Source organism: Flavobacteriales bacterium (assembly GCA_026129465.1).
Taxonomy (GTDB): domain Bacteria; phylum Bacteroidota; class Bacteroidia; order Flavobacteriales_F; family PHOS-HE28; genus PHOS-HE28.
Window position 1 is genome coordinate 2,679,806 of the sequence record JAHCIA010000001.1, and the last position, 16,097, is coordinate 2,695,902.

General features: G+C 63.7%; 8 protein-coding genes. 2 read left to right on the plus strand and 6 right to left on the minus strand.

The genetic code is table 11. The features are described from left to right. Positions 1-46 precede the first annotated feature (46 nt). Positions 47-970, plus strand: coding sequence for a DsbA family protein (locus KIT10_11445; GenBank protein MCW5899871.1), 924 nt, complete (start codon positions 47-49; stop codon positions 968-970). Between the two features lie 18 nt (positions 971-988). Here the strand turns inward: KIT10_11445 and KIT10_11450 are convergent, their stop codons facing one another. The 6 genes from KIT10_11450 to KIT10_11475 all read right to left on the minus strand — a co-directional run bounded on the left by KIT10_11450 (position 989) and on the right by KIT10_11475 (position 13,815). After that, positions 989-1,378 (minus strand): hypothetical protein, encoded by a 390-nt coding sequence (locus KIT10_11450; GenBank protein ID MCW5899872.1) that lies wholly within the window; start codon positions 1,376-1,378, stop codon positions 989-991. A 73-nt stretch (positions 1,379-1,451) separates the two neighbouring features. Next, entirely contained in the window at positions 1,452-2,903 is a 1,452-nt protein-coding gene (gene asnS / locus KIT10_11455) for an asparagine--tRNA ligase (protein MCW5899873.1), read from the minus strand. Positions 2,904-3,029: 126 nt separating this feature from the next. Then, entirely contained in the window at positions 3,030-6,116 is a 3,087-nt protein-coding gene (locus tag KIT10_11460) for a proprotein convertase P-domain-containing protein (GenBank protein ID MCW5899874.1), read from the minus strand. Between the two features lie 220 nt (positions 6,117-6,336). Then, positions 6,337-9,009: a PKD domain-containing protein gene (locus KIT10_11465; GenBank protein MCW5899875.1), complete on the minus strand. Its 2,673-nt coding sequence runs from the start codon at positions 9,007-9,009 to the stop codon at positions 6,337-6,339. 1,548 nt (positions 9,010-10,557) lie between these two features. Continuing rightward, complete coding sequence (locus KIT10_11470) at positions 10,558-11,601, minus strand: hypothetical protein (protein ID MCW5899876.1); 1,044 nt, start codon at positions 11,599-11,601, stop codon at positions 10,558-10,560. A 171-nt stretch (positions 11,602-11,772) separates the two neighbouring features. After that, the gene (locus KIT10_11475; GenBank protein ID MCW5899877.1) at positions 11,773-13,815 is read right to left on the minus strand and encodes a sensor histidine kinase; all 2,043 of its coding nucleotides are present in this window, start codon (positions 13,813-13,815) and stop codon (positions 11,773-11,775) included. Between the two features lie 300 nt (positions 13,816-14,115). Between KIT10_11475 and KIT10_11480 the strand changes: the two genes are divergently transcribed. Further along, on the plus strand, positions 14,116-16,089 hold the full coding sequence (locus tag KIT10_11480) for a TolC family protein (protein MCW5899878.1): 1,974 nt from the start codon (positions 14,116-14,118) through the stop codon (positions 16,087-16,089). The last annotated feature ends 8 nt before the right edge of the window (positions 16,090-16,097 follow it).

Below are 16,097 nucleotides of genomic sequence, written 5' to 3' on the forward strand. Positions count from 1 at the left end.
CCTTTCCACACTCACCTTCCAGGGCTGCGCACAGCCCACCATTGACATGACCAATTCCACGAATCCCCTCTTCTGCGACCCCGATACCGGCGTGTGCGCGGTCCCTGGCATGGACCCTGAAGCGGTCGCGCTGGAGCAGCAACCGCAAGCCAAGGCCACGAAGCCGATCACATTGCTCTACTTCACCGACCCCATCTGCAGCAGCTGCTGGGGCGCGGAGCCGCAGTTGCGCCGCTTGAAGGCCGAGTACGGCGATGCGATCGACATCCAATACCACATGGGCGGTCTGTTGCCTTCGTGGGACGTGTACAACAGCGGCGGCATCGGCAAGCCCAGCGATGTGGCCGGCCACTGGGACGAGGTGAGCCCGCACTACCGCATGCCCATCATCGGCGATGTGTGGCTGGAGGATCCGTTGCCCAGCAGCTATCCGCCGAGCATCGCCTTCAAAGCCGCCCAGCTGCAGGACCAAGGCAAGGCGCTCGTCTTCCTGCGTCGTCTGCGCGAGCAGGTGCTGGTGGAGAAGAAGAACATCACCAAGTGGCCGGTGATCGCCGAAGCGGCCTCTTTCGCGGGGCTCGATGCCGCACGTCTGCAGAACGACTACAACGGAGCCGCCAACGCGCTCTTCCAGGCGGACCTCACCCTGGCGCGCTCGCTCGGCGTGCGCGGCTTCCCCACCTTCATCTTCAGCAACGAGGCCGGTGAACGGCAACTGGTGTACGGCGCGCGGCCCTATGTGCAGTTCGAGGCGGCGTTGAAGGCGCTGAAGCCGGATGCGAAGCCAGCGGCCGTGCCTGCTTCGCTCCACGACCTGTTCAAGGTGCATCCTTCATGGTGCGCCGAGGAGGTGGCCGTGATGCTGGGCACCACGCACGATGCCGCCGAAGGGATGCTGAAAGCCGCTGAGACCAAGGGCGAACTGCGCGCCGTGCATACACGGAACGGGAGCGTGTGGCATGCCCGATAGGCAAGTGCTGCTCAGCCCCTACCGGTTGAAGTACTCGATGAAGTACCTGCTCTTGAACAATAGCAGTAGGATCACCACATAGGTCACGAACTCCGATCCCATCGCGATGTACTTCGTCTTGTTGGTCATGTAGCCGAAGGTCTCGATCACGCAGAGCAGCATCATGAAGCTGTAGCCGATCAGCATGAAGGGTGGCGTCTTGCTCCAATGCGTGAAGTAGCCATAGAGGAAGCCGGCCGAGGCGTACAGCACCACCGACCAGTGCGGGATCAGGATGTAGGTGGGGAAGTCGGGATTGGAGAAGCGCTTCCAGGGAACGTTCGGTAGGAGCATCTCCATGAAACCGCCGCTCGCCCACAAGAGCAGCGCTGCGTGGATGAGGGCGAGCAAGTAGCCGAGGTACTGCATGTGCGTTGGGTTTGTTGAAGTTGCTCTGAACTCCGCGCCCTTTGCGCCTCCGCGTCTTAGCGGTGCGCCCTCCTCAGAACTCCGCGCTCTTCGGTGTCCTTGGGAAGGGGATCACGTCCCGGATGTTCCCCATGCCCGTCACGAACAGCACGAACCTCTCCAGGCCCAGCCCGAAGCCCGCGTGCGGCACGGTGCCGAAGCGGCGCGTATCCAGGTACCACCAGAGCTCTTCCGCAGGAACACCCATCTCCTTCATGCGAGCTTCAAGCACATCCAGTCGCTCCTCGCGCTGGCTGCCGCCGATGATCTCGCCGATGCCGGGGAAGAGCACGTCCATGGCGGCCACGGTGGTGCCTTTGTCAGTATAGCCGAAGTCGCCGGGGCCGTTGGTGCGCATGTAGAAGGCCTTGATCTTGCCGGGATAGCCCGTTACGATCACCGGCTTCTTGAAGTGCTTCTCCACGAGGTAGCGCTCGTGCTCGCTCTGCAGGTCGATGCCCCATTCAACGGGGAACTGGAACTGCTTCTTCTGGTGCGGCTTGCTGCGCAGCAAGATCTCGATCGCGTCGGTGTAGGTGATGCGCTCGAAGGGATTGTCGAGCACGAACTTCAGGCGATCGATCAGGCCCATCTCGGCGCGTTGTGCCTGTGGCTTCGTCGCTTCCTCTTCCTTCAGGCGCGCATCGAGGAACTGCAGGTCGTCCATGCTGTTGCGCAGCACGCGCGCGATCAGGTGCTTGCACAAGCCCTCGGCCAGGTCCATGTCGCCCTTCAGGTCCATGAAGGCGGCCTCGGGCTCGATCATCCAGAACTCGGCGAGGTGGCGTGCGGTGTTGCTGTTCTCGGCGCGGAAGGTGGGGCCGAAAGTGTACACCTTGCCCAAGGCCAGCGCAGCGAGCTCGGCTTGCAATTGGCCGCTCACCGTGAGTCGTGATTCACGGCCGAAGAAGTCCTCCTTGAAGTCAACGCTGCCGTCGTCGGTGAGCGGTGGGTTCTTCGCATCGAGCACACTCACGCGGAACATCTCCCCCGCGCCTTCCGCATCGCTGGCCGTGATGATCGGCGCGTGGAAGTAGTTGTAGCCCTGCTGGTCGAAATACTCATGGATACCGAAGCTCACCTGGTGGCGGATGCGGAAGATGGCGCTGTAGGTGTTCGTGCGGAAGCGCAGGTGCGCGTTCTCGCGCAGGAACTCCAGGCTGTGCTTCTTGGGCTGGATCGGGTACTTCTCTGCATCGCTATCGCCCAGCACTTCCACGGCCGTCACCTGCATCTCCACGCGCTGGCCGCTGCCCTTGCTCTCCACGATCACGCCCGTGCATTTCACGGCGGCGCTGGTGGTGAAGCGGGCACGCGTTTCCGGCCCCACCTGCTCCTGGTCGATCACGCACTGCAGGTTGCGGATGGTACTGCCGTCATTCAGCGCGATGAAGCGGTCGTTGCGGAAGGTGCGCACCCAGCCGGCCACGGTGAGGGTGGTGCCGGTGAGGGCGGTGTCGTCGAGGACTTGTTTGATGGGGTGCATGGAGGGCGTGAGGGCGAAAGTGTGCAAAAGTGCGAGGGTGTGAGGGAAGGGCCAACTCTTGCACCCCCGCACCCTCTCACCCCCCAACGCTTCCTCCGCAAAGGAAAGGCGCCGCCGCCATGCCGGCTACGGCAACTGCTCCACACGAGAGGCCGAGGGCACCACCCCGCCGATGTTGCTCAGGATGGGGTCGCGGTCATTGCCACCCCCGGTGTAGCGCACCACGCCATCAAGGTTCACGTCCTCCTTCCGGTATTGACCGCTCAATTCATTGCTGGGTATGGTCCCGCCGATGGCCTGCAGGATGGGGTCCCGGTCATTGCCGGCACCGGTGTAAAGCAGGGTGCCATTGAAGGTGACATCACCGGCCCACAAGGCCCGCGCGGGGCCCATGGCCTTCCGGGCATTGGTGCCGAAGGTGGCCGTGGCCGGGTCGGTGAAGTCCACCAGGATGGCGAATTCGTTGAGGAGCTGGGTTTCGCCGGTCATCACACCCAAGTGGTTGCGGTGGCGAACCGCCACATGGTAACTGCCCTCCGCTACCGGGAAGGTGATGTTGGAGAGGCCGTCCATGTCGTACACGTAGCCGTTGCGCTTCAGCAAGGCGGGCTTGCTGGCCACCACTTGCGCTGGGCTCACGGCGTTGCGCAATTCCACCACCACCCAGTCCACCACGGCGTTGTTGCCGGTAACGGCCAATACGGCCGGCGTGGTGGTGGCCTGGTAGGGGCCGGTGAACGTATAGCCCAGCGCGGTATAGGGCTCGTTCAGGGGCACCAGGCCCTGGCTTCTCAACGCGTCGCCCATCAGGGTGCCGCTCTCGTTCAGTGGGCCCTCGAGGAACACCCTCGGCTGCATCGCGATCGGGGGTATGTTCAGTGCTGGGATCAGGCACCAGCTGTTCAATGTACCCTGGTCCTGCGTGGCCACGTCCTGCACGCGCAAGGTCCAGGTGCCCTGGAAGATCTGGCCGTTGAAGGCGGCCAGAGCATTGTCCGGGATGGCGAAGAGGTTGATCAAAGGGCAGGTGCCTCCCACCGGGCCATTCAACCCGGTGTCATCGAACTCCACGCGGATGTCATCGGCATTGCCGCACTTGGCCGTGGCGATCAACTGCACGATGGTGCCCTGCGGACTCTCCAGCGAGATGCGCAGGTCGGCCACCCAGGTGTGGGTGATGTCCACATACACATTCAGGTCGGTGATGGTGGCGCCGTTCTGGGCCGGCACCACGATCGTGTTGGATACGGTGGTGTTGTCCAGGATCACCGTGGTGGTGGTGGACGCGAACGAGGAGCAGGCCTCGCCCGGGTCCACACAGCTGCCGCCAACATCGGCCAGGGCCACGTTGCAACTGGGGAATGCATCATGCACGAGCAGCACATCCACCAAGGTGCCCGAGGGGTAAGGGCCGAAGGGGCCGTACATGCCGATGGCGCCGGCCGCGCCCACTGTGGCAGGTGGCTGCGGCCCCATGCCGTCCGGGTCGATCAGGATGGCGATCGTACCGGCCGTGCCCATGGAGGAAATGTCCACGTACACCTGGTATTGCGTGGGGTCCTGGCAGGTGAATGAGGCCGTGGCCTCTGGCGGGAAGCACTCGGGCGCTGCGAGCGAGAAATTGAAGATCCTCGTACTCCACTGTGTGCTCGTATTGAACATCGCCGTGCCCCAGAAGTCACCGGTGGCGGGGTCCACATCCAGCGAGTTGTAATCGCCATAGCGGTTGCTGCTGTTGTGGCTGGTGCCCGCCACGATGCTCGTTTCCGCGAAGGTCATCTGCCCCAGGGGGTCCCCCGCCAGCCTGCCGGTGTAGCGTATGGAAGGGTTGACCGAACCGCTGGCCACGTTGTAGGCCAGCGCGATGTCGCCTGCCGCATTGATGGCGATGCCAGCCATCCAGCGGTTGGTGGCATTGGGCGAGTACGTGCCTTGCTGGTGGATGGCCCAGGGGTTGGCCACGGCCGTGCGGCGCAGTTCGTACCAACGCACCCCATGCCGGTCGGTGTTGTTCACGTCCGTCACGTGGTTGGCCACGATGGTCTCGTGTGTGCCGAAGTTGCGGTAGATCACCCGGTTCATCAGCACTTCGCGCAGGGGGTCCAGGCGCGTGGACGTGTTCGGCTGGGGCACACAGGCGAATGCGAGGTAGCCGCACAGCTCGGTATCGAAGGGCTGGGTGAGCAGGAAGGTGGGTCCGGCCATCACCGAATTGGCGGGTGTGGTGAAATTCACCGTGAGTGTCCACATCTCCAGGCGGTCGGCGGGAATGGACGCGCTCCAGGCATCGTCGGCCATGCGCATGAACATGGCGGGCGCGTTGGCGGGTGGGGCGGGTCCGCCATCATGTGTCACCGGGGTGCAGGCCTGGAAGCCGATGATGGGGTAGCTGGGTACGGAAAAGCGCTGGGCCGTGGCGCTGAGCCCCTGTAACATGCGGGTGCGGTCCAGGGCGTAGGTGGCCGGTCCCCCCGATTCATTGGTGGTGATCAGGTACAGGTTGTTCCACACGGCGTATTTGGGGTAGTCCGGGAAACTGGGTGCCTGGAAGCTGTAGGCGTACCAGCTGCCAGTGGGGTCGGGCGTGGTGCTCACGGCCACGATCATGCGATTGCCGCTGGTGGCGAACTCGCTCATCAACCAGCGGTCGGCGAGGGCGTCGTAGAGCACGATCGGGTCGCCCAACCCGTTGTAATTGAAGCCCGCGCCGATGGCGTTGACGAAGTTGTCCATGTACGTCTGCGCCCCCAAGGGGGTCCCATTCTTGTCGTAGATGCGGAAGTAGGCGCCAGAACCGCCGTTGATCATCTGGATCACGTGGTTGGGCCCCACGTCCAGGCAGGGGTCGGCCGGGTTCACGCTGGTGAAGCCCTGTCCGTTGATGGACAGTTTCATCGCCTCGCCCTCCTGGCGGAAGCCGTCCTTGTTCTGCCACACGGGATCGTTCCCGGCAGGCAGGGCCTTGTCCACCACGGCCTGGTGCAGCCGCACGGGCTTCACACCTCCCGGATAGCCCTTGTCGATGAGCACACCTTTTTCGTCCCGGCTGGGGATGTTCTCGAACACCTGGGTGCTGTCCCAGTCCCGGTAGGGCATGGTCTCGCCGAGGAAGAGCATTTGTTGCACTTCAGCGTTGCGGATCTCGGTGTATTCCTGTGCCTGGAGCAGGAGAACTGACATGAGCAGAGGCGGAGCGACAAGGCGACGGAGCATGATGCGGGAAAACTGCTGGCGGGATGGATGGTTCGCGAAAGTCGTGTATCGTCCTCGTTCAGCGCCAGCCCCGGGCCGGCGGCAAACGGCCCAATGCTGGGAAAGCCACCGGGGACAGGAAGCCACGGAGGCCAGGCGGCCAGATCATTCAAAGGCCAACGCGATCGCCGACAACGGAACGAAGGCGAAGGCTGCACCCGTTGGAGTATGAAGCGGACCGTTAGCGCAACAGCGGCACGCGGAAGGTCGCCTGCCGTCCGTCATGTGCGAGCCGCACCAGCCATACGCCAGGCGCGATGCCGCCCGCGGGCACGATGATCCGGCCCGACACGGCCGGATGACCTTGGGCATACCACACACGACCCGTGGCATCGATCACCTCGATATCGAGCAGGCCGCCCTCGAAGCCGTGCTCCACGACGAAGCTCTCCTGCGCGCCCCAGACCCGTATGGCCACATCTCCCAACGAACCCACGTCCGTGGTGAAGGTCACATCCACTGTGGTGCTGATGCTGGTGCTGCAATCACCCAACGTAGCGGTCAGTGTCACGGTGTAGATGCCCGGCAGGGTGTAGGTGTGTTCGGGTTCCGCTTCGGTGCTGGTGGTGCCATCGCCGAAGTCCCACAGGAAGGTGGCGTTCGCCGTGGCGGTGCCGGTGAATTGCACGGCTTCATTGACCAGCACCGTACCGGGTGCCATGATCGCCGCCTCCACGGCTTCTCCGTTGTTCTGGATCGTGAAGTCTTGGGACACCTCGGCGCAGATCGAGGCGGGGGAGGTCACACGTACGGTGTATCCACCTTCGGCGATGCCGTTGCATACCACCGTGCCGCTCACCCCCGGTTGCTCCAGAAGCACCATGCCCTCCAGCGTGGTCCAGGTCACATCCACCGGCCCGGCGCCCACATCCACGGAGGCGCTGCCGCTCATGGGGCCGCAAGTGCCGTCCTCCGCCAGGAGCGCCAGGGGTGCCGTAGCGTGCAGCATAAAGCGCGTCTGGAAGGTCTGTGAAGGCGTATGCGTGAAACTGTATTGCGCGCCATCGGTCACCACGGTGAGGCTGCCAGTGACGAGATCTTCCAGCCACATGCAGCTCAACACGGTGTTGGCCACCTGCATGGTGACCACCGAGTTACCGTTCACTTTCGTCCGCACGGCCACCGGTATCGAAATGTCCGCATCGTAACTGCCATAACGGTTCACCATCAGCGCTTCACCGGTGGTGGCCAGGGTGGCGATGCTTGGCGCCTGCTGGTGTGCGAAGTCCATTTTCAGCACATCGTCGGTTTCGAAGGATGGGCCGCCTGGGCCGAAATACACCAGCGTCTGGTCGGAGAAGTTGTTGGCGGACCCTGTGATCCCGAGCCGCACCAAGGGGATGGATGAGAAGCTGCTGCCGCCGAACACGCCGCCCTCGTTGCCGGCCACCTTCGCGCTCTCGTCCACCGTGGCGCTGGCGCCGGGTGCCGTGGCCTTCAGCCAGAAGCCCTGAGAGCTGGCGATGGTGCCGTTGAGCACGTCCTCTGGTACACTGGCGCTGCCATCCCAGTGGGCCATGTTGCCCGAGGCGGGATCGTACACGTAGTATTCATTGTTCACGTCCACGCGTGTGATGGCGCTGAACGCGATCGGACTGGGCAGCGGGTTGCTCACCAGGTTCCAGCCGTCGAGGGTCGGTTCGCCCCGGTCGGTGTAGCTCACCTGCAAGGGGATGGGTGCCACCGCGATGGTGGGTGGGCCTTTCAGATCGATCGTGAAAGCCGCTGTGCCGGTGAGCGCATCGCCACACCACACCGCGAAGCCTTTGCCGGGGGTGAGTGGGTCGGTACTCGTGACGCCGCTGGTGCCCTGCGCCAAACTGGTGCCCTGCACGGTGGGCTCATCGTGCTGGCGGATGCTCGGCCACAGGTCGCCGCTGCCCACGGGGTTGTCGAAGTTGGGATAGTGCGATCCCGGATAACCCGCCGTGATGAAGTCATCGTGCCAATGCACCACCTGCCTTCCTTGCACCGCACTGCCCAACAGCCGCCAATTGGTGGCACCCGCAGGGATGTACCGCTCCATGGTCAGGTCGCCGGTGAAGGTGGCTGTGGACGGCACCGCGTCCAATCGACCGGTACCGGTGATGTTGCTCAGCAGGGTGAGGAGTCCGGCGCCAGCATGTATGACCGCGTTCTCCTCCAGCCGCAGGGTGCCTTGGATGCGCAGGGGGGAATTCAACGTGGTACCGCCCGGCGTGCCGATGTGCAGGTCCCACAGGGTCTGCGCCGCGAGCCCGTGCATGTTCGCCGCGGCACCGATCAATGCCAATCGGCTATCCGCTTCAGCGGTCACGGATCCGTCCAGTTGCACCTGGTCGCCATGCACCGTGAATGTGCTGTTCACCTCCAGTTCCAGTGTACCGCCGGGGTTCACGGCAAGGTCATCCACGTCCACACCGCCGTCGAGCATCACTGCATGGCCGGCCTGCACCACCATGGTGGCGGTAGGCGTGAAGGTGGCCGGACCCGGAGAACCGGCGGGCACCACGTCCCAGATCGGATCGGACACAAAGCCGCTCGCCTGGCTGTAATAGGTCACCTGGTCCACCTTGCTCACACAAATGGTGAAGCCGCCATGCGTCGTCATGCTGTATACCTGCAGCCAATAGGTCGTGTTCGTTGAAGTGGCGAAGGTGTGCAACAGGCCGTCGGCGCAATACACCACGTTGCCGCCGCAACCATCCCAGACCTGTAGTCCGAGGTCCACCGCACCCGCCTCGCCGAGCCACACGCTCACCAGGGTCGCATCGCCGGAGTCCACGCGGTACCAGACGTCGGGATGGTTCTGACCGGTGCAGCCGATCGTGGCGCTGGATGTGGCGCCTGATGTTGTGCCCGTGGTGGACAGCATGGGGCAATCGCCCGGAGCGCGCAGTTGCAAAACCACCGCGTTCACACATTCGTCGTGCGTGATCACCGTGAAGGGACGCGACTCGGCGATGCCCCATGGACCATCGCCGGACTTGAAGCGGATCGACAGCACGTGCGGCCCAAGGGCCAGGGCCGACGCATCGGCCAGGAAGCTGATGTCCACGGTATCACCCGGCAGAAGCGCGATGGGAGTGCCATTGCCCACGCCGGGATCCGCGTTGAAGAAGTACTCGGCCGACACGATCGGACCGGCGGGATCGTTCACCACGGCGCTATACACGAACACCGTCCGCGAGTCGGCGATGCCCCACTTGCCATCAATGTCCTTGAAGCGGACACTGACGATGTGGAACCCTGACGAAAGCGATGAGGCATCGATGTCGAGCAGGATGTTGGCCACATTGCCGGGCCCGGGGACCAAAGCGGTGGCCGTGCCATTGCCCACGCCGGGGTCGGTATCGATGAAGTATTCCGCTGCGACGAGCTGCCCGGCGGGATCGTTGACCACCGTGCTGAACACATACACGGGTCGCGACTCGGCGATGCCCCACTTGCCCGCTACGTCCTTGAAGCGCACGCTGAGGGTGTGGAATCCTGCCGAAAGCGAGGAAGCGTCAACGTCGAGCAGGATGTTGGCCACATTGCCGGGCCCGGGGACCAGCGCGGTGGCCGTGCCGTTGCCCACACCGGGGTCGGTATCAATGAAGTATTCCGCTGCGACGAGCTGCCCGGCGGGATCGTTGACCACCGTACTGTACACGTACACGGGTCGCGACTCTGAGATGCCCCACTTGCCCGCTACGTCCTTGAAGCGCACGCTGAGGGTGTGGAATCCTGCCGAAAGCGAGGAAGCGTCAACGTCGAGCAGGATGTTGGCCACATTGCCGGGCCCGGGGACAAGCGCGGTGGCCGTGCCGTTGCCCACGCCGGGGTCGGAATCGATGAAGTATTCCGCTGCGACGAGTTGACCGGCGGGGTCGTTCGTCACCGCACTGTACACGAATACAGGGCGGGATCCTGCGATGCCCCACTTGCCATCGGCATCCTTGAAGCGAACGCTGAGCGTGTGGAAGCCGACCGACAAGGCGGAGGCATCAATGTCGAGCAGGATGTTGGCCACGTCGCCCGGGCCAGGGATCAAGGTGGCCGCCGTGCCATTGCCCACGCCGGGGTCGTTGTCCACGAAGTACTCGGCGGCCGCGAGTGGGCTGGCGGGATCATTGGCCACGGAACCATACACGAATGCCGGCCGCGACTCGGCTATGCCCCATACGCCCGCGTTGTCCTTGAAGCGCAGGCTGATGGTGTGGAAGCCCGTGGCCACCGAAGTGGAGAGGGCGGTGGTGACCACGTCGCCAGGCCCCGAGGTCAGGCCGATCGCGGTGCCATTGCCCACGCCCGGGTCACTGTCCACGAAGAACTCCGCAGCGGTCAGCTGGGCGCGGACGTCAGCAATGGCCAGCAGGCCAAAGGAAAGACAAGCCAGGAGCGCTCGCATCATCACACGGTCAGCGGATGGGAGCTTTCCTCAATCGTGCTTGGTGCCTTCGGCATCACCGTCCACGGTGCCGCTCTGGCCCACCACGGGGCTGGCCAGATTGAAGCTGGTGACGTGTGGCAAACGGGGCAGACCATCCAGGGGCACCAGCAGCGGCGTTGATCCGCCATAGAGGCCCATGTCCGTGCCGCCCGAACCCGAACCGATCGCCGGTGAACCGACCTGCAGGTTGTAGTCGTACGTGACCATCACCGCAGGCGCAGGGTTGAAGGTGGGCACGTTCACGAAGAGCGGGTTCTGGTTCACCACATTGCCGGCCCCGGTGTTGCCGGCGGGCGGCAGGTCGTTGGCGATGGTGGAGAAGCTGAGGTTGTTGCTGAAGACGCAATCCGTCACGCCTGTCGTGGCGACCGGCGCGCGGCCATAGAAGATGTTGTTCACCACCAAGCCGTTGGTGAAGGTGCCAAGCGCCCGATAGCTGGTGTTGTTGCTCAGCCCGAGGAAGATGTTGTTGGCTACCAGGACGGAAGTGGCGCTGGATCCGGAGATGGATAGGGCGGTGGAGTTGCCCGCGAACACGTTGTTGACGATCTCCACATTGGTGGCCTGGCCTCCCGTGGAGGCCAAGCTGATGCTGCCGATGGCGCAGTGACGGATCACCAGTCCGTTGATCGTATATGACGTGAGGCCTTTCACCAATGAAGAGAATCGGACCCTGTCGATCGTGATATCGGAGAGGCCGGTAACATTCAATGTGATGGTACCGACATCCAAGCCGATCATGCGGGTGCCGCTGGAGCCTGCATTGAGGGTGATCGAAGCCAAGGTCACGGGATAGGCCGCGCCAGCGTAGCCTCCACCGATGACCGTGATGCCCTTGGTGATGGTCGCGGCTCCATAAGTATTGGGACTCGGAGTGAGATACAGCGTATCTCCAGCGGATGCTGCCGTGTGCGCGGTGGCGAAGGTGGCGTACTGCGCGGGGTAGCCCGGGCGGTTGCTCACGGTGAGTACGGTGGCCTGCGCAAAGAAGGGAATGACTAAGGCGAGGAGGGCGAGGGTCGGGGTCTTCATGATGTGGACGGATGTCGGATCGGGTCGTGCGTGGTCGGCGGCTGCACCGGACCTGGGGAATGGGCCGGAGCAAGGGTGACGAAGGAAAGGAAGATCCCCCGGGCAGACAAGGTTAGAAGCGCGTGGGCCGTCCAGGATGTGTTCCCGCGCGATCTGCCGGCCACCATCGCGTCAAGGCTGTTGCCCATCCACAGCAGTGGGCAACGGCCCCTCCACCTCCACCACGCATCCTATGCCCGGTGCGCTGATGATGCCAAGTTCGGCTCCGATGGCCTCCGCTCGTGCGCGCATGTTGCTCAAGCCGTTGCCACTTGGTTTGTCGGCCGGGTCGAAGCCCTTGCCGTCGTCCGCGATCCGCAGCTTGAAGCTGTCTTGCTCGGTGGCGAATTCCAGGGCGATGCTCTTCGCACCGGCATACTTCACGGCGTTGTTCAAGGCTTCTTTCACGATACGAAGCACGTGCGCGCGCCAAGCGGGGTCCACCGGCAGGTCATTGCCGGCATGGTGGACCCGGATATCCGTTTCCGTTCCCCCTGGTTCCAGTTGCCGGTGGGCGATCTCCCGCAGGTGCTCCACCAGGCCATGCATCGTATCGCGCTTCGGATCGGTGGCCCACACGATGTCGCGCAACGCACCATTGGCCTCGCGCGCCGAGCGCCCCATCCGGTCCAGCATCGCTCCGGCCGCGGTCTGGTCATGGGTCATCAGATGCCGTACTTCCTGTCCGAACATGCGGATGCGTGTGAGTTCACCCCCGATCTCGTCATGGATGTCGCGCGCGATGCGTGTGCGCACCTGTTCCGCTTCACGCTGTTTCTCGCTGGCCAGCAACTGCTCCTGCGTACGGAGAATGGTGTCCCGCGCGCGACGCATGTACCGCAACCGTGACCACAGCGCTCCGGCCACCACCAGCACCAGCAGGGCGCCCAGGGTGATGAGGGTCCTGCGGTTGCGTTCGGCCGCCAGTTGCAGGGCGTGGTCGCGACTTGCCAGTTCGGTAGCCTCAGCGGTCGCCAAGCTGTCGAGCAGACGTTGCCGTTGGAACTCGTGCTCCATGCGGATACGGGTCACGGACCGCATCTTCTCACGGTCGTGGATGGAATCGTTCAGTGCTTCATACCGCAGGCGGTCAGCGTAGGCCTCCCTGTGCCGGCCGATGCGTGCCAGGATCTCCGATGAACCCCTCAGCGCGATGATAAGCTGCTCCATCGCACCCACTTCTTCGGCCAGAGCGGAGGCCTTGCGAATGTGCTCCAGGGCGCGCTCATCCTTCCCCTGGTCCGCATGCACGCGCCCGATGTTGATGTGGGCGATGCTCATGCCCCGCCGATCCCCGAGGCCGGAGTAGATGGACAGCGCGCTATCCATGTGCGCCAAGGCCGCACGAAACCCTCCTTCCTTGATGAACACCTTGCCGATGTTGGTGTGGTTGGAGGCCACCCTGCGGTTATGGCCCAGTTCGCGCGCGAGGGCCAGGGACCTGCCGAAGTAGTACAGGGCACTGTCCTGGTGACCCATTTCCGAAAGAACGACACCCATGTGCCCGTAGGTCTCCGACAGGCCGACACCATCCCCAATGGACTCGCGGATCGCCCTGGCCTTGCGATACTCCTCCAACGCGGCAGGCTTGTCATCCATCCTGCTGAACAAACCGCCGATCACGTTGTACGCGGACGCCATGCGCTGCCGATCGTCCGAAGACTGGAACAACTTCAGCGCCTCCACATAGTGCCGCATGGCCTCCTGGTGGTCCCCCATCTCATCGTACACCAGGCCGATGTTATGATGGACCCGGGCGATGTTCTGCGGTCTGGCGGCCTGTATGGCAGCTTCCAGGGCCCGCTCATGATGGGCCAGCGCCTCGAAGTAGTTGTTCCGGTACCACTGGCAGACACCCAGGCTGCCATAGCCAATGCTGATGCCCGCCGGGTAGCCGATCTTTTCGCTGAGCGCGATGAGCCGCCGCGCAACGGCCTCGGAGGAATCAAGGTCCACCTGCCAATAGCTCGCGGACAGCTCTTGCAGTGTGAGGACCGTGGCCGTATCCTCCTGGTATGATCGACCAAGCAACGCTCTGAGACTGTCGATCTCGTGTGTTTGTCCGTGCACGGCAGCAGCTTCGGCCAGCAGGAAACCCGCCATCAGCGCCCAGCTGATGGTACGGATGTGCCAGAACGACTCCCCGCCAGAATGACCGATGATGTCCGCTGCCATGCGTCCGAAGCTGAAGGTTGAAGATAGACCCTTCGCCATTGCCCCCTATCCGCTTGTCATTGATCCGGTTCAATAGGCTTCCGTGCCAATACACTGGTGCCCATAGTGGGGAAGGTCGCCGAGGGCCATGGTGGTCCACTTCGCCATGCGCAGGGCCGTCACCGGAAGTGTGGCGGCAGTGTGATGGACAGGGATGAAATGTGATAAACGGTGGAAACAATATGCCAACCGGAATGTTTCCAATGTATCCGGACGCTCTACTTTTGCGCCCACCTGCCGGAAGGCAAGACCGACACGGATATGGAGGACCGCGAACAACACATCATCGCAGAGGCCGGCAAGGTCTTCATGCGTCTGGGCATCCGCAGTGTGAACATGGACGACATCGCCCAGCACCTGCGCATCAGCAAGAAGACGCTGTACCAGTATGTGAAGGACAAGAATGAACTGGTGCTGAAGGCCGTCAAGGGCATCACGGACCATCACCGGGAGTGCATCCTGGGCATCTGCGCGCAGGAGCGCAATGCCATCGATGAGAGCTTCGAGATCACGCGCTTCGTGGCCTCGCAGGTGGGCCAGTTGCATCCCTCGGTCCACTTCGACCTGCAGAAGTATCACCCCGAATCGTGGGATGTGCTGCAGAGCGCCGAGCGTGCCGACATCTACAAGTGCATCACCGACAACCTGCGGAAAGGCATCGAGGAGGGACTCTACCGCGAGGACCTGGACATCGACGTGATCGCGCGCATCTACATCTCGCGCTTCGACGTGACCTTCGATGGGGAGCTTTTCCCGTCGGACAAGTACCGCTTCGAGGACGTGATCTGGGAGCTCTTCCGCTACCACATCCGGGGTATCGCCAGCGACAAGGGCCGCAAGTATCTGGTGAAGAAGGTGAAGAAGGAAAGGGATGGCGGCTCCGTGGCGAAAGGAGCACACGCGGCCTTGCGCGGGCTGGCCGTGGCGGCCGCTGCCGGCCTGGGTCTGACGCTGATGGCACAAGGCCCCATGGACCTGTCCGTCCGGCAGGCCATGGACCTGGCGGCGAAGCAGAGCTACGCGGTCCGGTCCAGTGCGTTGGAGGCGGAGAAAGCACGCCACCGCGTGAAGGAGATCACCGCCATCGGGTTCCCGCAGATCAACGGCGAGCTGGCCCTGAACAACTTCATCGACGTGCCCACGCAGCTGGTGCCGAATTTCTTCGACCCCGGCTCGAGCGTGGAGTATTTCCCCGCGCAGTTCTCATTGCCATGGAACGCGGTGGCAGGGCTGTCCCTGAACCAGTTGATCTTCGACGGCAGCTACATCATCGGCCTGCAGGCCACCAAGGCGGTGGCGCAGCAAAGCCGCGAGGAACTGGAGTTGACCCAGGCGGAGGCGCGCGTTCAGGCGGCCCGGGCCTACTATGGTGTGCTCGCCGCGGAGGAGGGCGTTCGGCTGGCCGCCGAGGGCATCCCCCTCATCGAACAGAGCCAGCGTGAAGCACAGGCCATGCTGGATGCCGGTTTCATGGAGAGCACCGATGTGGACCGCATCACCATCCAGCTGGAGCAGGTGCGTTCGCAGCAGCGCGCCTTCCAGCAGCAGGCCGATGTGGCCCGCATGCTGCTGGCGCTCACCCTCGGTGTTCCACAGGGCACGCCATTGCGGCTCACCAGCGACCTGCCCTCCATCCTCGCCGATCCGGACGAGACGGCCCTGAGCGAGCAGACCTTCTCCCCGGAAGCGCATGTGGAGCAGCGCGCCGCCGAGACCCTCGTGCGCCTGCAAACGCTGAACATGCGCAACGAACGCGCGAAGGCATTGCCCAGCCTGGCCGGCTTCATCAGCCACCGCCAGGAATGGAACGGTCCGGCCTTCGACCCCGGCGGCACATATCCCTTCTACCCCGCCACGGTGTGGGGCCTGCGCATGGAGGTGCCCATCATCAGCAGCGGATCGCGCTACCACAAGGTGCGGCAGGCCGAACACCAGCTGCAGCAGGTGGAGGTGAACCGCACGGCCACCGAGCAGCGCCTCATCACCGAGGTGGAGCGGGCCAGGGCACAGGCGAGGACCGCGCGCGACAACTACGCGGACGCCGAACGCAACATGCGGCTGGCGCGCAGCATCATGGAACGCACCACCATCAAGTTCACCAACGGCGCCGCCACCAGTTTCGAACTCACGCAGGAACGGGCCAACGACCTGGCCGTGCAACAGACCTATGTGCAGCGCCTCGTGGACCTGCTCATCGCCCGCGCCGAACTGCGCCGGGCCCTGGACCGATACTAAGACCGCAC

Coding starts and splice junctions, on each gene's coding strand:
- KIT10_11445 (MCW5899871.1), top strand. CDS start 47: ATGACCAATTCCACGAATCCCCTCTTCTGCGACCCCGATACCGGCGTG.
- KIT10_11450 (MCW5899872.1), bottom strand. CDS start 1,378: ATGCAGTACCTCGGCTACTTGCTCGCCCTCATCCACGCAGCGCTGCTC.
- asnS (MCW5899873.1), bottom strand. CDS start 2,903: ATGCACCCCATCAAACAAGTCCTCGACGACACCGCCCTCACCGGCACC.
- KIT10_11460 (MCW5899874.1), bottom strand. CDS start 6,116: ATGCTCCGTCGCCTTGTCGCTCCGCCTCTGCTCATGTCAGTTCTCCTG.
- KIT10_11465 (MCW5899875.1), bottom strand. CDS start 9,009: ATGCTGTCCACCACGGGCACAACATCAGGCGCCACATCCAGCGCCACG.
- KIT10_11470 (MCW5899876.1), bottom strand. CDS start 11,601: ATGAAGACCCCGACCCTCGCCCTCCTCGCCTTAGTCATTCCCTTCTTT.
- KIT10_11475 (MCW5899877.1), bottom strand. CDS start 13,815: ATGGCAGCGGACATCATCGGTCATTCTGGCGGGGAGTCGTTCTGGCAC.
- KIT10_11480 (MCW5899878.1), top strand. CDS start 14,116: ATGGAGGACCGCGAACAACACATCATCGCAGAGGCCGGCAAGGTCTTC.